Source organism: Bacillus sp. TH22 (assembly GCF_016651015.1).
GTDB lineage: Bacteria > Bacillota > Bacilli > Bacillales > Bacillaceae_G > Bacillus_A > Bacillus_A mycoides.
In genome coordinates this window covers 3,296,227-3,315,812 of the sequence record NZ_JAEKER010000001.1, presented here as the reverse complement: position 1 = coordinate 3,315,812, position 19,586 = coordinate 3,296,227, and the positions used below count along the sequence as shown (strand labels likewise).

The 19,586-nt window shown below is 33.2% G+C and carries 18 protein-coding genes; all 18 read right to left on the bottom strand.

Translation table 11 applies throughout. The features are described from left to right. Positions 1-11 precede the first annotated feature (11 nt). The 18 genes from JFU18_RS16755 to spoIID all read right to left on the bottom strand — a co-directional run bounded on the left by JFU18_RS16755 (position 12) and on the right by spoIID (position 19,492). Positions 12-815, bottom strand: coding sequence for an ABC transporter permease (locus JFU18_RS16755; RefSeq protein WP_201034534.1), 804 nt, complete (start codon positions 813-815; stop codon positions 12-14). Between the two features lie 5 nt (positions 816-820). Then, the gene (locus JFU18_RS16750) at positions 821-2,014 is read right to left on the bottom strand and encodes a CDP-glycerol glycerophosphotransferase family protein (RefSeq protein ID WP_201034535.1); all 1,194 of its coding nucleotides are present in this window, start codon (positions 2,012-2,014) and stop codon (positions 821-823) included. A 48-nt stretch (positions 2,015-2,062) separates the two neighbouring features. Continuing rightward, positions 2,063-3,070 (bottom strand): NAD(P)H-dependent glycerol-3-phosphate dehydrogenase, encoded by a 1,008-nt coding sequence (locus JFU18_RS16745; protein WP_201034536.1) that lies wholly within the window; start codon positions 3,068-3,070, stop codon positions 2,063-2,065. Between the two features lie 116 nt (positions 3,071-3,186). Next, positions 3,187-3,852: a DUF6270 domain-containing protein gene (locus tag JFU18_RS29880; RefSeq protein WP_242488452.1), complete on the bottom strand. Its 666-nt coding sequence runs from the start codon at positions 3,850-3,852 to the stop codon at positions 3,187-3,189. Positions 3,853-3,881: 29 nt separating this feature from the next. Then, the gene (locus JFU18_RS16740) at positions 3,882-5,279 is read right to left on the bottom strand and encodes a hypothetical protein (RefSeq protein WP_242488451.1); all 1,398 of its coding nucleotides are present in this window, start codon (positions 5,277-5,279) and stop codon (positions 3,882-3,884) included. A gap of 39 nt (positions 5,280-5,318) precedes the next feature. Next, positions 5,319-6,491: a glycosyltransferase family 4 protein gene (locus tag JFU18_RS16735; RefSeq protein ID WP_201034538.1), complete on the bottom strand. Its 1,173-nt coding sequence runs from the start codon at positions 6,489-6,491 to the stop codon at positions 5,319-5,321. A 20-nt stretch (positions 6,492-6,511) separates the two neighbouring features. Further along, a complete protein-coding gene (locus JFU18_RS16730) occupies positions 6,512-9,385 on the bottom strand; it encodes a CDP-glycerol glycerophosphotransferase family protein (RefSeq protein WP_201034539.1) in 2,874 nt (957 codons plus the stop codon). Between the two features lie 32 nt (positions 9,386-9,417). Then, positions 9,418-10,581 carry a CDP-glycerol glycerophosphotransferase family protein gene (locus JFU18_RS16725; RefSeq protein ID WP_201034540.1) on the bottom strand — a complete coding sequence of 388 codons (1,164 nt, stop codon included), beginning with the start codon at positions 10,579-10,581 and terminating at the stop codon, positions 9,418-9,420. A gap of 5 nt (positions 10,582-10,586) precedes the next feature. Then, complete coding sequence (gene tagD, locus JFU18_RS16720) at positions 10,587-10,982, bottom strand: glycerol-3-phosphate cytidylyltransferase (protein ID WP_002159801.1); 396 nt, start codon at positions 10,980-10,982, stop codon at positions 10,587-10,589. Between the two features lie 321 nt (positions 10,983-11,303). After that, positions 11,304-12,305, bottom strand: coding sequence for a rod shape-determining protein (gene mreB, locus JFU18_RS16715; RefSeq protein ID WP_002123831.1), 1,002 nt, complete (start codon positions 12,303-12,305; stop codon positions 11,304-11,306). A gap of 161 nt (positions 12,306-12,466) precedes the next feature. Then, a complete protein-coding gene (gene spoIIID / locus JFU18_RS16710; RefSeq protein ID WP_002089714.1) occupies positions 12,467-12,739 on the bottom strand; it encodes a sporulation transcriptional regulator SpoIIID in 273 nt (90 codons plus the stop codon). A gap of 310 nt (positions 12,740-13,049) precedes the next feature. Then, positions 13,050-13,898 carry a polysaccharide deacetylase family protein gene (locus JFU18_RS16705; RefSeq protein ID WP_201034541.1) on the bottom strand — a complete coding sequence of 283 codons (849 nt, stop codon included), beginning with the start codon at positions 13,896-13,898 and terminating at the stop codon, positions 13,050-13,052. Positions 13,899-14,062: 164 nt separating this feature from the next. Further along, positions 14,063-14,197 (bottom strand): hypothetical protein, encoded by a 135-nt coding sequence (locus tag JFU18_RS16700; protein WP_002016211.1) that lies wholly within the window; start codon positions 14,195-14,197, stop codon positions 14,063-14,065. Between the two features lie 294 nt (positions 14,198-14,491). Then, positions 14,492-15,475: a stage II sporulation protein SpoIIQ gene (spoIIQ, locus tag JFU18_RS16695; RefSeq protein WP_201032161.1), complete on the bottom strand. Its 984-nt coding sequence runs from the start codon at positions 15,473-15,475 to the stop codon at positions 14,492-14,494. 161 nt (positions 15,476-15,636) lie between these two features. After that, positions 15,637-16,341, bottom strand: coding sequence for an ABC transporter permease (locus tag JFU18_RS16690; protein ID WP_201032162.1), 705 nt, complete (start codon positions 16,339-16,341; stop codon positions 15,637-15,639). After that, positions 16,341-17,183 (bottom strand): ABC transporter ATP-binding protein, encoded by an 843-nt coding sequence (locus JFU18_RS16685; RefSeq protein WP_144512916.1) that lies wholly within the window; start codon positions 17,181-17,183, stop codon positions 16,341-16,343. The genes JFU18_RS16690 and JFU18_RS16685 overlap by 1 nt, the downstream gene beginning before the upstream one ends. 179 nt (positions 17,184-17,362) lie before the next feature. After that, complete coding sequence (locus JFU18_RS16680) at positions 17,363-18,370, bottom strand: LytTR family transcriptional regulator DNA-binding domain-containing protein (RefSeq protein WP_201034542.1); 1,008 nt, start codon at positions 18,368-18,370, stop codon at positions 17,363-17,365. A gap of 102 nt (positions 18,371-18,472) precedes the next feature. After that, a complete protein-coding gene (spoIID, locus tag JFU18_RS16675; protein ID WP_201034543.1) occupies positions 18,473-19,492 on the bottom strand; it encodes a stage II sporulation protein D in 1,020 nt (339 codons plus the stop codon). Positions 19,493-19,586: the final 94 nt, after the last annotated feature.

Sequence of the window (19,586 nt, the reverse complement as noted above, 5' to 3'; positions counted from 1 at the left end):
TACAACCCTCATTATAGATAATCTGCAAAGTGTTTTCTCAATTTCACATGCAATGTTGCACCAATTAAAAACATAATAAAAACAAATCCCCAAAAATATAACATATAATTTATATCCTGGAAAAACCAACTTGTTCCTAGTAAAGACGCTCGATATCCGTCAACAATATAACAAAATGGATTTAACTGCATAATCTTTTGGAAAATAGAAGGTAGCCTTTCAGGAGTCCATAATATAGGAGTTAAATACATTAACATTCTCATAATCGCTTGAACAATCATTTGAGTATCCCTAACAATTGTTGATAATGTTGATGTAATGAGAGAAAGAGAAAAAACTAGCATAAAAGTAGCAAACATATAATAAATAAGCTGAATGTAGTGAATAGAAATTCCTTGTCCAGTCACTAAAAATAAAATTGTTATAACTCCTACAAGTATTAAATGCGAATAAAAGTTAGATATAATTACAAAGCTCGGAATCACACTCATTGGAAAACTCATTTTTGAAACCATATTTAGCCTTGTATAAATAGACTTAGAAGCTTGCATCATTGCTGGATTTATAAAAAACCATACAACCAGTCCTGCAGATAACCAATAGACGAAAGGAACTCCATTTACACCTTGTCCTCCTCTAATACCTAAACCAAAAACAAACCAATAAATACTCATCTGTATTAGTGGATTCAAAAATTCCCAAAAAATACCTAAATAATTATTATTATTTGCACTTTTTACTTGATAAATAGATAAACGTTTAATTAAGTACAAACTGCTTATCTGTTCTTTCAATACCATAACCATTGAGTTCATCTTTACTATGCCTCTCCGAAAAATATTTTCCTTACTGTTCGTTTAGAAGCACAACCATCTTCTAAATAACAATACTTATTATAAAAACTATTATATTTCTCTGCAAATTCTCCTAATCCCAGCATTTCATACTTTAATATCTCGTCTAATACTGCTTTTGTATTTGTTACAACTGGTCCTGGGGCTTCTTCCAAATTGAAGTAAAACCCTCTTAATTTATCACGATAAGAATCAATATCATACGTATAAAAAATGATTGGGCGTTTTAAATTTGCATAATCAAAAAAGACTGAAGAATAATCTGTAATTAACAAATCAGATATTACATATAGTTCATTAATATCTACATGCTTAGAAAAATCGTAAACAAATCCTTTATATTTTTCTAAATCAAACTGTTCTGCTACTAAGTAATGCATACGCAATAGAATAATATAGCCTGATCCTAACTTATTTTGTAAGAGATCCAAATCTAATTGTAAATCTAATTTATATCGTCCCTTACTATAAAACTGATCATCTCTCCATGTTGGTGCATATAAAATAATTTTTTTATCTATCGGTAACTTATTCTGTCTCTTTAAAGCCTCAATTACCGAGGAATTATTACCCTGATATAAAAAATCATTACGTGGATAACCAACTTCTACGACTTCTTTTTGAAATTGAAATGCCCTTCTAAAGATTTCTGTAGAATAGGCATTAGGTGACAGCAAGTAATCCCAATTTTTCGCTTCGAGATGAAAATTATGCTTATATTTTTCTATTGTGGTACCCGGCATATGGACTTCTTTCATATCCCCAGCTAATTTTTTTAGTGGCGTACCATGCCAAGTTTGGATATATATCGTATGTTTTGGTTTAGGTAACCATAATGGCATTCTACTATTCGTGACCCAATAGCGTGAACGAGCCAATAAAATAAACCAACGAATCGAAAATCTTTTCACATACGGAATTTTATACCTATCAAACTGTTCCTTATAATCTTTATTCACACTCCAAATCATTTGAAAGTCCATTTCATTCTGAATCATATATTCATATATAGCCCTTGGATTACAACTGTATTGTTTTCCAGAATAACTCTCAAATAAAATCATTTTTTTTGTTGGAGGCAAACAACTACAAAACAGAAATATTGCCTTACACACCTTTTTTATTACTCGATGATTTTTTATTTTTCTCATAAAACCCATCTTATTTGCACACCTTCTAACTCATTTGTCTCACATGGATGCAATGTATTATTGTGAAATCTCGCCTTTTCCATTTCTCTCCATGAGTAAGTCCACTTCCTCTTTAGCATTTTTTCCGTTAAAGAGAACATTATATATAGCAGTAGTGATTGGCATTTCAACTTTAACCTTTTTAGCTAAATGATATGCCGCCTCCGCTGTACGTACACCTTCAACAACCATACCCATATTTTCTAATACTTCTTCTAAATTATGACCTTTTCCAAGTAAATTTCCTGCTCTCCAATTTCGGCTATGAATACTCGTACAAGTCACAATCAAATCACCGACGCCTGTTAAACCTGCAAAAGTAAGCGGGTTCGCTCCCATCTCACATCCCAAACGTGTAATCTCTGTTAGCCCGCGTGAGATTAAAGCCGCCTTTGCATTATCTCCGTAACCAAGTCCATCTGAAATACCAGCTCCAAGAGCAATAATATTTTTCAATGCTCCACCTAATTCAACACCAATTACATCTCGGTTCGTATACACTCGAAAGTTATTATTCATAAATAATCGTTGTGTTTCCTCAGCCGCCTGTAAATGATAAGAAGCAGCAGTTACTGTCGTAGGATGACGAAGACTTACTTCCTCTGCATGACTTGGCCCTGAAAGAACAACGATACTCTCAACTAATTCTTTTGGCACCTCTTCCTCAATCATCTCTGAAATTCGTTTAAATGATCCAGGCTCAATCCCCTTACTTGCATGAATAACTGTTATTGGTCGTTTTACAATAGATTTTAATTGCCCCGTAACATCACGAATTGCCTTTGTTGGTACAACTAATAATACAGTATTTACCCCATCCATCGCCTCTTCTAAAGACTCATATCCCTTTATTTTTTCGGATAGTTGGATCCCTGGTAAATATGTCTCATTTGTATGTTTCTCATTAATTTCCTCAATCTGCTTCTTATTATTTCCACAAATTCGTACTTCATGTCCATTATCTGCGAGAACCATAGATAAAGCAGTTCCCCAGCTCCCAGCGCCTATGACTGTAACTCTCTCCATTTTTCCCATCCTCTACTGATTCTTTAATGTATTTTATATAAAACGAAAAATTCTCATAATATTCCCAACAAAAATATTTCCCCCTAAAAATTACTTCTTAGAGGGAAATATTTGACTTAATATCTTTCCAATGAATTATAAATTTTTTTTTGCAAATCTTGCATAATAAATTTATTCAACCTATTCATAAATTCCTTATAATAACCTGGTTGATAATGCGAAAAAGTATTTCCAAATGGATGATTATACTGCCCTATATAATCAGTATCCTTTAAATCAAGAACTTTGCAATTTGGAATACAATTTATAAACCACCCATTAAGTATATCCCAAAAATAATTATTTCTTTTTATTATTTCTGGGCGAGAGAATTTTTTCACTTTAGCGTCTATATCAATATATTTATACGTGAATCCTCCCGTATTCAAAATAATACGCTCTTCAGGTAATATTTCTTTAACTTTTCGAGCAAACTTCTCCATATAATCCTGCCATATTTTAAAATATAATTGATTATTGCTATGACCAATATGCTCATATTCGCGTAATTCTTTGAAATATTGGCTTTCTCTAAGGACTAAGCTCGCACTAATATAGCTTTCGTCATTTAATTTAATTAAATCCCTAGCCGCATCTGAATACAAATCAACAATTAAGTAATCTGGTTTAGCTTCTTTTAATTTATCAAAAAAATCTTTCTCAAAATCACAACGAATAAATTCTTTATTTTTTTCTGTGACATTTTCTAATCTTTCTATATCAATGTGAACAGGATTTGACATTATACTTACAATAGAGGAATGAAATTGTGTTAAATTACAATTGTAATTTTTTTATACCCAGGATTAAAATATTCCCCTGAATTAAATGCATTACGGCTAAAACAAGAACCAAGGACAGCAATTTTCACTGACCCTTCCATCATTTTCCCTGAATCTAAAAAATAAATAGAAAATGACTTTTTAGCATTTACATATGGTTTGAATTTCCATTCACTATTTCCTACCATCGCTTCGTACATATAACTGCTTTTTTCCAAGTGCTTTTCCGGCTTTAATTCTACATCTAACATCCTACCATCCAAAGTCATTAGGCGAACAAAAATATCCCATACATCTTTCTGACGAATATTTTGATTTTTTAAGAGCTCTGAAACATCTAAGTCTATTTTTAAATTACCATTAAGAATATTTAAATTTTGCACTATCTCCTCGAAATAGATTGGTTCTCCATTAGCTGTATAACGCTTTTTAAATACGATATATGCAACATTTTCATCCAATTCTAGAACATTATACTCGTCTGAAGAAACTTTTCCCTCAACATAAATCGTATTATTTTCAAATTTAAAATCTGATGATTTAATAATAACCTCTTTTTGTCTAATAAAAAGTGCCAAATTATCTAAGCCTGTAATATACGGCTTAACTCTAAACAAATCATCATGTGTGAAATTATGATATCCAAATTTCAACTTATTACTTGAGGTACCAATCAAAGGTACCTCAATTCCTACACCATTAGAATCTTGAATTTCTACGAATGCATCCCATATCATATTTGAACTTAGTTTATAATCCTTAAACATTTGATCAATATTCATTGAAAATTTGAAAATCCCTTGATTTACGTTTGTTTCTATTAACTTAGTTTCATAGTACTCAAATAAACCTTCTTGTTCTCTCTTTTTTAAGATTAAACTAACAAGTTTCTCCTCTACATTTACATCCTGTAACTGCTCTAAATAGAAACTTACGTTTAAAATCCCTTGATTAAATTCGGCATCTTTCATAAGTGCCTTAATATCATTCTGTATCACATAAATTGAAATACCCTTATAACCCGTAATATACGGTTTAGCTTTAAAAAGGGTATTATCTAATAAATGATACGAGTTACCCTTAAAATCTAATGGACTCTCTGTTTTTAGTTTTATATATGTCCCATTGCAAATTAAAAACAGATCCCAGATCAAATTATTTTCTATGGAAGTTTCCTTAAAAAGTAAATCAATATCTTTTTTAAATTTGAAAGTCTTCCCACTAACTTCAATCGGAAATGAATGATTTTCCAAATATTCTATGCCATGTTCACTTTCACGTCTTCTAATGGAGAGAAAACAACTTTTCTCGTCCAAAATAAAATCTGTTTTTCCTTCAATATATATATAACCATTATTAAAATTTATGTTCGTTACAACTACATTCACACTAACATCTCCTATACCCATAACAAATTAAATCTTTTATTAATGATTAATTTGATGAGTAGCTTCATCAATAGTTTCCATCCATATCTTACCTATTTCGTCTATTTCAAACCTTTTCACATTCTTTATAGCCCTTTTAGCAAATTCATCTCGCTTCATAGGGTCATTCATTAACTCCATTAATCCCTTGGCCAAAAGCTCTACGTTCCCATCTTCTACTAAAATCCCATCTCTATCATGATCAATAATTTCACTTGGGCCTTTTGGGCAATCAAAACTAACTACTGGAACTCCACATTGCATAGCTTCTATAATTACCATTCCAAATCCCTCAAACCTTGAACTCAAAGCATATATAGATGATTTAGAAAGCTCTACATCTATATGTTGAGTAGCACCCATTAAAATGACATGATTGTACAATTTATTTTTTTCGATTAATTCTTCTAAATTCGCTCGCTCTCTACCAGTTCCGTAGATTTTAAGTTTCCAATCTGGATACTGCTCATTTACAATTTTGAAGGCTTCAATTAATAAATCGAATCCTTTCTGTGGAACTAAGCGTCCAGCAGCAACAATTGTTTTAGCTGTTAGGGAAGATAATCCCCCTCGAAGCTTTGGAATTGAATTTGTAATTTTTTTTACCTCTACCTTTCCATTTAGAAGAAGGTTTTTATAATCGACTGTATCTTCATCTGTTAGAGTGGCCAAACAATCTAAATTAATATAGTGCTTTAAAATAGAATTTTTTAACCTTTTAGGGTAGATTGAGAAATTCAAGTGTTCTTGTCCAATAAGATATATACCTTTATTTGCGTGCTTACTTGCAAATATATTGAAACTCGGTCTTGTTGTCACTAAAATCCCCGAATCAATACTTTTTAGATAGTTATACATTTTAACATCTGTCAACAGCGAAAAGAAGTGGTATCCCTCATCATCTGGATGAACTAACTTACTTTTCATCTTTAACATTCTATTTGCTATTCTTGTTTGAAATTTCCCATCACTTTTATCTCGATTGGCAACATCATGTAAAACAATAACTTTAATTCTTGGATCTATTTCAAAAAATGCTATTTTACGATGACGAAAAACACTAATAATCTCAACATCATAACCATTTTGTGCTAAATAATTTGTTACATTTAATACTGTACGTACGGTGCCACCCATCCCATAAATATCAAATACTAAAAAACGTATCTTCACAACCTTATCTCCTGTCTAAATTATTTTCCAATCATAGCTTCTATGGTTCTTTTAGAAGCGCGCCCATCTTCAAGGTGACAGAATTTATCTTGGAACTTTTTATATCGTTCCGCATATTTGGCTTCTACCTTACTAATATCTTCTATTGTCTTAAATAAGCGCTCCTGCTCTAAAACAATCGGTCCTGGAGATTCTTCTTTAAAATTAAAATAGAAACCCCGAATTTGAGAACCATATCTAAATAAATCATAGGTAAAGAAGATAATCGGTCTATTTAAATTTACAAAATCAAACATTACCGAGGAATAATCAGTAATTAATATGTCTGAAATCAGATATAATTCTTGGATATCATTATAGCTGGATACATTATAAACAAAATCTTCCAAACCACTAATTTGAATGCGAGTAGCATCTCTATAGTGCAATCTTAATAACAATACGTACTCTTCTCCAAATTTTTCTCTAAATTTCTTAAGATCAAATTTAAATTCGTAAGGCTTGTGCTGATTGCCATTATGAAAATCATAATCTCGCCATGTTGGTGCATATAAAATAATTTTCTTTTTAGAGTCAATATTTAATCGCTTTTTAATTTCAGTAGATTTTTTATCAATGTCTGCATTATAGAAAATATCATTTCTTGGATAACCAACATCTAACATATTCTTTTCAAAATTAAAAGCTCTCTTTAAAATTTTTGATGTATAATTATTCGGTCCTATTAAATAGTCCCATCGCTCATTACGCCTTAATAAGGCTGGAGAAGTATTCTCAGCATATGACGGCGAATTAGGATCAATATCAAAACCAAGCTTCTTTAAAGGTGTTCCATGCCAGGTTTGCAAATGAACAGTCCCTTTTCTTTTCTCATAAAAATCAGGGAAATTACCATTATTAACAAAATACTTTGATTTCGCCATATAATAATAATATTTAATCGAACCTGGTTTAACTACAATCGGTTTACCTGGTATTTCCTGCATAACATTATTAATTACCCATATAGCCCTCAGATCGCGCTTTTCTGTTAACATTTGTTCATAAATTGCTCGCGGATTACAAGAGTAACTTTTCCCATGAAAACTTTGGAAAATAACATATTTTCGATTAATAGGTAAAATCCTATTAAAAATCTGATATAAAGAATTACCCCATCTATTAATAAATTTATTAATTTTTGAATTTTGTTTCAATCTATCTTCTAAAGTTAAAATAATTTTCGAAGGGTCTATGTTCATAGTAAATGAAACTTTGCCCTCATTAAGCCTAAATTCACATTTAATTAAATCAAAATTTATATCAGCCAATAACCTATCTCGTTCTTCTCCTCTTAAAATAGTAGCTACATCTAAAATTGCCTTAAATTTAAACTCTTGTCTTGTTTTTTCATTTTTCTCTAGATTCCATGTAACTGGAATATTAATTCTTTTCCCGTAACTCCCTTTAAAGCTCATACTTCCACTTGTTTGAATTGGAACCATGTTATTGGGGGTCTGAATGTTTAATCTCCCTGATACAATCCATTCGTCCTTTTCTATTTTCACTTCCTGAATTGATTTCACATTGAGATATTCACGAACTAGAATAGAAACTTCATCATGTAAAGTATAGTAAGGCTTTACCACAATGGCTTGTCCCTCTAAATCTGATAAAAACTGCTGTGGTATCTTAATTACCTTTTGCTTATTTATAATTCCATCTAGACGGGTCACTAAGCGATAAGAATGATTATGAACTTTTAAATATACATCCCATATTCCCTTACTAAATAATCCTTTAGATACAAGATCCTCTAAATCAAATGTATGTGAATAATTAAATCCGTCTAATTCTATTTCAAATTCATATTTTTCTTCCGCGTTACGCTTTTGTATAATTAAACTCGTAGGATTTTCAGAAAAGTCCTCAACCATTTGTTTCTGTATAACTTCTCCTACAATTGTAATTTGATTATCTTCGGAGTAAATATAATTAACTTCAGCCTGCAAATCTTCTCTATTTAGTAATAAATAACCTTGATTACTCTCTTGATCTGTGCTAAACAATACTTTTTTAATACCTTCTAATGTATTTATAACAGCACAATTACTAAACACCATATTAGGTGAAATAGTTACTGGAAGTAAAACAGACTCACCTTTATATTCCATTTCAATGAAAATTTGAGTGGATTTATTGTTTTCCAACCCGTATGTATTTTTGTTGAAGTCCAATTGCACACTAAATCCCGTCCAATCATAATTTCCACCCGATTGACCGTAAAAAGCTGTTACATCTGTTCTTTTAACATTATTAATAGGTATCTTCCAAGTAGTGTTTTCCGAACGCATAACTAATTTTTTTGTTATTTCGGTTTCCTTTTTAGTTTTCCATGGTAGCATCAAGAAATACCCGTTTAATTCCAGCATTCCGTTTTCTTTTAAATCAATTACCTCGACCTTGAGATATGCATTACTATCTTGAGATTTAAATGATAAATTCCCCTTCACTGTAGAATAGGCTAGAAAAATTTTATTTAATTCTTCAATATAAAAAGGAGGGAATTCAATAGCATCAGTTACGTCATTCTTAACGCGGAATTTGTTTGTTTTCTCGCCCGATTCAATTTGAAAATAGGCATCCCATATTCCTTTTGCAAGGCTTTCAATATACTCATTCAGTTCGATTTGAGCATCCAATAAATCCGTATTATTTTGTATATTGGCAAGCACTTTAATTTCTTCTTTTGATGTTCGATTAACTAAAATAAAATAATATTTATCCAATCCTGGATTTCTAGTAATCCCCTCTATTCTCAATACAATGTTCAACTTTTGCTGAGAATACTTAATCTCTTGCAAAACACAATGGCCTTGTTCTTCAGGCAGCCATAACAACCTCATAAAATTCATTCCGCACCTCTTATACCTAAATTAGATTTATATTATATTCTGAAGACTTCTCTTATAAAATCCTCACCAGAATTCCCTTTCGAATATTGGTTCCATTTCAGAGAGAATTCTTCTATTTTTGATAAATCAAACTCATTATTCTTTATTATTGAAACTAACTCCTTTGTAGAATATACAACTGGTCCCGGGACCAAAGAATCATATTCACCCATAATCCCTCTTTGGTTTTTATATTCCTCTAGATCATAAGGATAGAAAACCATAGGCTTTTTTAACAAACAAAACTCATATGGGATTGAAGAATAATCCGTAATTAATATATCCGTCACCAAAAACAACTCATTAATATTGGGATACAGTGAATAATCATATATAAATTGTGAATACTCACTTTTATAGTAGAATTTATCCTTTATTGCTGGATGTAGCCTAATAAGCAACACATATTCTTCATGAAATGCTCTATACATCTCTCTTATCTCCAATTGTAATTTAAAAGAATTTATCTCTTTATCCCTAAAAGTTGGAGCATACAATATTACTTTTTTATTTACAAGTTCTGGATTTTCTAACAACAACTTTTCTTTAATGTTCTTTTGGCGAATTCGATCAAAAAACAAGTCGGTTCTCGGTATACCTGTCTTCACCATTTGCTGAGGGCCTACCGAGAAAGTATCCATGTATATATCCGCTAATAAATCTGATCCTACAACAATTTTATGAAAATTTTTATAAACTTTTCTGAATCGTTTTTGAGCACGCTTACTTCTCTTATTAAAGTTCGGATCTAGTAAACCAAAATTCTTTATGGTCCCTGCCGCATGCCAGAGTTGAATACATTCCGTCCCTTCTCTAAACTTAATGGCAGACAAAAACCCAAAATAATTATCAATAATAGTATATTTCGATGTTGCTAAGTGATAAATTGCCTCAATCATATTCACTATACTTAATGTTTCAAATTGATAAGCTTTTACCTCTGGATAAGCTTTTAATTTATATTTACACGTAGGTTTATATAAGAATACAATGTTTAATTCTGTTTTTTTTTCTCGCATTTTCTCATATATAGAGAGCGCATTCTCTCCATACGACATTATAAATGTCGCTTTTTTTTGAATTGGAAACAACCTAAAGAGGTTAAATAGTAGCTTAAATATTGTAAGGTATATGGAAATTTGTATTTCTCTGATCATAAAAATTATCTAGCCACTAATAATAGTTCCTGTTTAATTTTCGTCGTTGAAATTCCAGTTGTCCGAGGTAAATATGTAACTTGGCAATAATCTTCTAAGAAGTCGAACTTTCCTTTCCAGTCATCTCCCATGACAAAAACATCTATTTCATTTTTAACAACATCATTTATTTTTTGATCCCAATCATGTTCAGGAATTACTGCATCTACATAACGCACAGCTTCCAATATCATTTTTCGATTCTCATAACTATGATAAGATTTCTTATCCTTTAACTTATTGAATTCATCTGAAGAAACAGCAACAATTAAATAGTCTCCCAGGCCCTTTGCTCTCTTCAATAAATTTATATGTCCCCAATGCAGTAAATCAAAAGTACCATATGTAATTACTTTTTTCATACTAAAGCTCCTCCTATAACAACTTTTTTATAATTAATAAATAGTAAATTATAATTGAACTTTCCCCGCATCATTAAAAATAATAAAAGTCCCCTGCAAACCTGAAATTTACAAATAATTTACATTTAGTTCACACGAAATTCACAATAGTGATTATAACATAATTTTTATTAATCAACTATTACGATTACCATGCCATTCATGTAATATCCACCTTGAGAAGGCGCTATCATTGCCATTTTAAAAGGATTCATTCCATTTACTTAGCCAAATAAAAAAACCAGAAATGGTATTCTTCTGGTTTTTTAATAACTTGTATTTTTATTTCAAAGCACGACGTGGTAATTTATCAATATTCTCTAACATAATACCTGTACCAACAGCAACACATTGCATTGGGTTTTCAGCAATTAATACTGGTACCTTTAATTCTTCTGCTAGAAGCATGTCGATACCGTGTAATAAAGCTCCACCGCCTGTTAGAATAACACCGCGGTCGATAATGTCCGCAGATAGTTCTGGTGGTGTGCGCTCTAGTACGCCTTTTGCAGCTTGTACAATGATAGCTGCGTCTTCTTTTAGTGCTTCTGTAATCTCTTCAGAGCATACTGTAATTGTACGTGGTAAACCGGTTACCATGTCACGTCCGCGAATTTCAAGCTCTTCACTACGTGCACCTGGGAATACTGTACCAACTTTAATTTTAATATTTTCTGAAGTACGTTCTCCAATTAATAGCTTATACTTACGTTTAACGTAGTTTAAGATTTCCATATCAAACTTATCGCCAGCCATTTTGATAGAGGAAGAGGTAACAATATCACCCATAGAAAGTACGGCAATATCTGTTGTACCTCCACCAATATCAACAACCATGTTTCCGCTTGGCTGGAAGATTTCCATACCAGCACCAACTGCGGCTACTTTTGGTTCTTCTTCTAAAAATACTGTTTTACCACCTGAACGTTCAGCAGCCTCACGAATTGCTTTTTGTTCTACAGATGTGATATTTGTTGGACAGCAAATTAAAATGCGAGGTTTTGAAAAGAAGCTCTTCACGTCCAATTTGTTAATGAAATACTTTAACATTGCTTCTGTAATTTCGAAATCTGCGATTACACCATCTTTAAGCGGACGAATTGCTACAATATTACCAGGTGTACGTCCCACCATACTTCTTGCTTCTTCACCTACTGCTAATACTTTTCCACTATTACGATCAATTGCCACAACAGATGGCTCATTTAATACAATACCCTTACCTTTAACATGAATTAATACGTTAGCCGTACCTAGGTCAATTCCGATATCTCGCGCAAACATTCCCGTCATTTCCTCCTCGATATTCAAAATCAGGTTACACCCGAATTCTTTTACACCTAATTTCTGATTTTATCATAAATTTAACAGAAACGTAATATTCGCAAAAAGAATTCTTCTGAAAAATATTACCGAATTCGCAAGGAATGTTTGCTATTTTAGATTTATTGGCGCACAGGGTTTTCTGTATCTTCTTTTCGGTACTTTTGCTTTGTTGCTTCTCCACCTCTTAAATGACGAATAGACTTATGATAATCAAGAATTTCTTTCACTTCATTTGCGAGCTCTGGATTAATTTCTGGCAAACGTTCTGTTAGATCTTTATGGACTGTACTCTTTGATACCCCAAACTCCTTTGCGATTACACGCACTGTCTTTCTTGTCTCCACGATATACTTGCCAATCTTGATAGTTCTCTCTTTGATGTAATCGTGCACACCACTCGCCTCCCTAAATTGGATGTGAGAAGTGTGAAATGAGACTCGCTGCATACGACTATGAAGTAAATGTGAGTGCTGTTTGTAAGCGTTAAACATTCTTGGATTTATAATGAAATGATTCACGATTTCTCACCTCAAACACTCTCTTTGCATTGGTTTATACCATTGTATTGCCCGCACTACTGATATATGCTACATGTTCACTATTTTTGCGGACTAAGTACAAAAAATTAATTGCAGGAAAAGTACAATCATTATATAAAAAAAGCCCATTAGAATTTAAATATCATTCTAATAGGCTTGAATCTTACTTATTTGAAACCTCATATTTACCCGAGACCACTTTCTCAAAGGTATCTATTTTAGTATCCGCCGAAATAAACCAACGTTTTATTTCTAAAGGATTATTTTCTGGTGTCGCATATCCTTGTAGACTAGTAAATGCTAATTCCATTTTTAAATCTTTTAATATTTGGAGTGTATCTTTGTTATACTTTCCAAACGGATATGACATATAATTTGACTCTAAAATATCTTTACTTTTTAAAACATCATTTTTTACCACTTGTTTCTCTTCAGCAAGCACAGCTGCTGAGCCATTCTTAAATTTATGTAGAGTATGGGTGTGACTTCCAAATTCAAATACATCCTTCATTTTATTTATTTCATTCATACTTAACATTTGAAAAGCTTTAGGGTTAAACTTTTCTTCCTTATCAGTTATTCTAGACGTAACCGCAAATGAAACGGCATGCATATTATATTTTTTAAAAATTGGATACGCATATACATAATTTGACTTTGATGAATTATCAAATGTAATTAACACACTTTTCTTAGGAAGTTTCTTTTTATTTTTTATAAACTGATTAAATTCTTCTAACGTAAGAGTATGATACTGATTATCTGCTAAATATTTCATTTGTTTTTCAAACATTTCCACCGATACAGCGGTTGCCTTGTCTTTTAATACTGGATTTTCATTTTTATCTTTATCTTTTGTTAAATAATAATATTGCAGAACTGGTACTTTCTCCTGATTACTCGCAGCATTCATTTTATTAAAAATAAAAAATCCAATCCCAGCAATTAACACCACTGCTGCAGCAATCAAAACAAATAATTTTTTCGAACCTTCGCTCTCTCTAGCCTTCAATTTAAAACTTCCCCCTCAACCACAACAAAAAATACAGCACTTTAAATTCATACTGTATTCGAATATTGTTTTCTTATGTAAAAAAATCACAACTAGTATTATACGTCCTAGCTCTAAAAATTCCAATAGGTATACAAAAAGAAAAGACACTCTTTCTTAGAGTGTCACTCTTCTCTTTCATATTCTTCTTCTAACAACTGATGGTGGGGGACTTCTTTCTTACCGGCAATATAATAATATAAAGCGAATAAAACAAACAATAAAATGATAGCAATCGACAGAACAGATAAAAATGACACAGTATCCCCTCCCTTTTGTAATATATATTCGAGAATATCGTCATTTTTCCTTGTTATTGCAATTTTTTTCTCGAAATTGATTATTTTTATATGAAAATAAAGTGAAACTTTAATCAGAGGGGGTTTTGTTCATCCCCCACTGATTATTAGCCTTCACCAATCGGGCGTTTACGGGCAGTTGATCTCCCACCTAACTTCTTTGCTCCAACTGAATTTTGAGGTGGGCGTCTTACTGCCCGTTAATGCGGGATAAAAAAATCAGCTCTCCTAATGAGAACTGATTTTTTTACTTTATTATTCTTGTGAAGAAGAACTGTTAGATGATTCTGTAGAACCATTTGTTGATTTTTCTTCTTTTTGAGATTTCTCATCTTGTTTGCCGTTCGTCTCTTTATCACTAGTCGAACCGCTTGTCGATTTCTCTTCTTTTTGAGATTTCTCATCTTGTTTGCCGTTCGTCTCTTTATCACTAGTCGAGCCGCTTGTTGGTTTCTCTTCTTTTTGAGACTTATCTTCTGGTTTCGTGCTTGTCGACTTTTCTTCTTTTTGAGATTTGTCATCAGCTTTTTTACCAGAAGCATTTGTCGCCTTTGCAGCACCTGCATCAGCTTTAATTTCTGCTACTGATTTATTTAAATAACGCTCAGGGTTCACAGCCACATTGTCTTTACGTACTTCAAAGTGAACGTAAGAACCTGCATCTTTATTCATTGCATTTAGACCTGATTTTCCTAACACTTCACCTTGCGCGACTCTTGCACCTTTTTCTACTTTCACACTGCCTAAGCTTTGATAAGATGCTGCTACACCATTTCCACTATCTACTGTTACAACATAACCAAGAAGTGAATCTTTTTCAGCTTTCGTTACTGTACCACTTAAAGCAGCTGTAACATCAAATTCTTTTCCGTTTTTCGCAGCAATGTCAATTCCTTTATTCGGGGAATATGTGTTGTTATAAAAGACAAGTGCTTTTTCTTGTTCCGCCTCTGATGCTGCATCTTCATAGAATTTCTTCTGTACTACTACTTCTGCATTTACTGCAGCTGGCATTTTCACTACTTCTGAAGATTTTGTTACTGGTACTGCCGGATCTTCCGTTTGTGTATACGGTGTTGCTTGATCTTGGTTCGGAGCTTTCTTTGGATTAGCTCCCTGGAACCATAGCGCAACCATTAAGATTACCGCTGCACAAGCAATATATAGTGCCGGAAACACCCATCTTTTTTGAAATAAATGTACTACTTTTTGCGACTTTTTACTATTTCTTCCTCGCATTCCATCATCACCTCAGCAATCATTTTGAACAATATTCACTCATCCTATACAACCTATAACTAATTACTTTTCGACAAAATCTGTAAAAATATGTATAGGAATTGCAAAATTTCCGAGGAAATGATAGAAAAAGGAAAAAACCGAGCGTTTCAGCTCAGTTTTTAGTCCATTTGTTTCTTTTTATATACGATCAAACATGCAATAAGCGAAATGATAAGCCAAACTGTAATATTTAATACATGCCCACCAATACTACTAAACCCTGCCCCACCTACTAAGCTGTTAATTGCTTTTACAATATGAGATGTTGGAAGATATTCAATCATCGTCTTAATTGTTTTATTTTCAACTAGTGACTCAAATTGTACAGCTAAATACATCGTCATTAAAATAGGCATTCCAATTAATGATGTTTGTGGTACAGAAGATGCAAGTAATCCGATCATTGTTCCAAGCACGATAAATAAAATAGTTCCACATAGGAATATCAATCCTACCAATGGAAGATTGATATTTAACTGATCTAAAATGAATAAATTTGCAATACAAATGACCATCGTCAGACCCGCTGTTAATAAACTCTTTCCAAGAAGAACTTCAACAGAAGATGCTGGGGATAACATTAACACACGTAGTGTATGTTTTTCTTTTTCTTCTGCAATTACCATAGATTGAACAAAGCCTGCGACAAATAGGAAGGCCGTTATAGTAGTAGTGCCTAACATTTCCTTTCCCGCTCCAAATCTGCTAAATAAAAATGAAAATATAATTGGTAAAAATGCCATTAACAACACTTGTGAATTCGTCTTAAAATCTTGTACTTCTTTTCTAAAAATAGCTGATAAACGTCTCATTGAAAATGTCATTATAATCCCCTCCCAGTAACTTCAATAAAGATATCACCTAAAGTTGGTTCGTGTGAATGAATGGATAGTAATTCTCCTTTGTTCATCCATTCTGAAATACGTTTTGCACCTAATTCGTCTTTTTTCACTGTTTCTTTTTGTTTATCTTTTAACACAACTTGTATTTGATCTTTCGCGTATTTTAATCGCAAGTTTTCTGGTGTATCAAGCGCTACAATTTCTCCGCCGCACAGAAAGGCAATACGGTTACAAAGCGTCTCTGCTTCGTCCATGTTGTGCGTTGTTAAAAAAATCGTTGTTCCTTCTTTATTTAAGTCTTTTAAGATTTTATGAATGTTTTGCACATTTACTGGATCAAGTGCAGATGTTGGTTCATCTAAGAAGAGGATATCTGGTTTGTGAAGAATCGCTCTCGCTAGTGTGACACGCTGCTTCATTCCTTTTGATAATTTTTTCACTTGTGTTTTTTTATCATCCAATAAGTTCACTTGTGCTAACACTTCATCAATTCGTTCTTTTTTGCAATCGTATAAGTCACAAAATAATAGTAAGTTATCATAAATACTAAGTCTTTCGTATAAGCCGCTATTGTCTGTTAAAATGCCGATTCGTTTGTAATCGATGCTGCTTGGTCCTGTAATGTCTTTCTCCAACACTCGTACCGTTCCAATACTATGAAGCAATTGAGATGTTAATATTTTTACGGTTGTCGTTTTTCCAGATCCACTCGGTCCGAGGAATCCAAAGATTTCTCCTTGCTTTACCTCAATATTTACATTTCGAAGGGCCGTTTTTCCATCGAAACTTTTCATTACATCTTTCATTTCAATTGCCAATGTCATTTCGTCATCCCCTTTGTTTTTCTTTTATAGATGAAATTTACTTTCGCAAGTTTCGATTTGATTGTTTCGCTTTTCTTGACTCAATCATATGAAAAACAAAGGGTTTACGCAGTAAAATACCAGTAAAAGGAGTATTTTTACTGTTGAATGAATCGTATTTTGAGCTTATCGGAGCATTTTTATATCCCAATTACACCTTTTAACTCATCCATTCTTCCTTTTGAAAGCGGGATTGAACTTTTTCTTTCGTCATCCAAAATTAAACTAAAACTATTACGTGTCCACGTAATGACTTCTCGTACTCTTTGTAAATTAACGAGGTACGAGCGATGACATCTGAAGAACCCGAATCCTGTTAATCTCACTTCTAGTTCACTTAATGTTAATGTACATACGAAATCACCTTCGCGCACATGAATATGTGTCACTCCATTTTGTGTTTCAATGAAATGGATTTCCATCGGATCCAGTAAAATGATTTTATCATTCACTTTCGCTGGTATCCTTTCTAATTTCATTTGCGGAATCATTTGAATGACCTTTTCTTCGTCAACTTCTTTCACTTCTTCTTGCTCAATTTCTACCTTTTTCACACCATTGTTATTTAATATGTATACATCTTCTGTCAGCGAAAGGGCATCTGATAAAAAGGAGGACGTAATAAAGATTGCCTTTCCTTGCTCTTTCATTTTCATAATCGCTTTTCGAATAATGATCGTACTCTCTGTATCGACATTTTGCTCTGGCTCTTCTAAAATAACTAAATCCGGATTATGAATCATAACTCGCCCAAGATGAAGACGGCGTCTCTCTGAAAATGATAATTTTTCTATTTTAACGTTCAACTTATCTAGGAGACCGACATATTGTACTACCTCTTCCATACTCATATTGGATTCATAAAGCCCTAATATAAACTTGAAGTACTCCTTCACCTTCAAACGGTCGTATGCTTCATCTTTCAAAAAACAAAAACCAATGCGGGAATAATTCTTCTTTCCAATCGCTGTGCCTTCAAATAGTACATTCCCAGTTGAAGCTTCTTCTTCACCGATAATGATGCGGTGCAACACTTTAGCTGTATGGTTATTACACTGCAAAACAACACATTGTCCCTTCTCAACCTCTAGCTCAATTGCCGGTAACTGGTTCGTCTTCCCTAACTGTTTCAACTCCAGTAGCGCCATTTCGTCTCCCCCAAATGTTTTTATCCTATTATACCAAACAATTAATGGAAGATTATGATATTTTAAACAAAAAAGAAGTAGGTATCAGGAAACCCCTGACACCTACTTCTTCACCATCAATTTCCCTTCATAATCATTCATCGTCTTTATTTCAACGCCTTTATAGTAATGAGCAACTATCTCTGTATATTTCTTACCTTCCCCTGCCATACCATTCGCACCGTACTGGCTCATACCGACGCCGTGACCGAATCCTTTCGTCGTAACGGTGATGTTATCCCCTTCTTGTTTCCACGTAAAGTCTGAGGAGCGTAAATCTAACTTTTCACGAACTTGTTTTCCTGTTAATGTTTTCCCTTGGAACTCTACATCCTTTACTCGCTTTCCTTCCGTAAGGTCTTTAATATTACCAACCTTTCCGTTTGCTAGTATTTTCACACCGAGACGTTTTTGAAAATCAGCTACTGTGAATTTTTGCTCACTCGTAAATTTTGGAGAGGCTTGATCCCACGGACTATCTACACTCTTTAAGTATGGATAATCATTTCCCCAATAATCAGCTGCATTTTCTGTTCGTCCGTTACTCGTTGAGAAGAAGGATGCTGAAATTGGTTTTCCATCATACGTTAAAACTTGTCCTGCGGTTTTCGAAACGGCTTCCTCAATTTTCTTTAAATTATTTTCGTAGTTATTACCCCATTGTTTCTTCAATTCCTCTTTGCTTTTGTACACTTGATCTTTCACCGTATCTGTCACGTCCGCATTGTTTTTCTTACCTCCGCTTAGCATGCGCTGCACTACAAATGTTCTTGCTGCTAATGCCTGCGCCTTTAGCGCCTCTATTTCAAAGCTGGCATTCATCTCAGAAGCTACTACACCGGCCACATACTCCTCCATAGGTAATGTTTCTACCTTCTTCTGCTGATCACGATATACAGCAACTTGAACCGCTGTATCCACTTTCCCTGGAGCTGGTATACTTTCTATCGCTGGAGGAGTTTTAGAAGCTGCTTCTTCCCCTACTTTTGCTTTCGCAAACGGAATAACAAGAGCAGCAGGTACAATGATAACGAGCGCTATTAAGAGCGCTACTGTAATGAAAAGTGGCTTTGAAAATTTCATCCTATTCCCCCAATATAAAGTGAAACTTTAATCAGTGGGGGGTTTTGTTCATCCCCCACTGATTATTAGTTGAACCAATCGGGCATTTACGGGC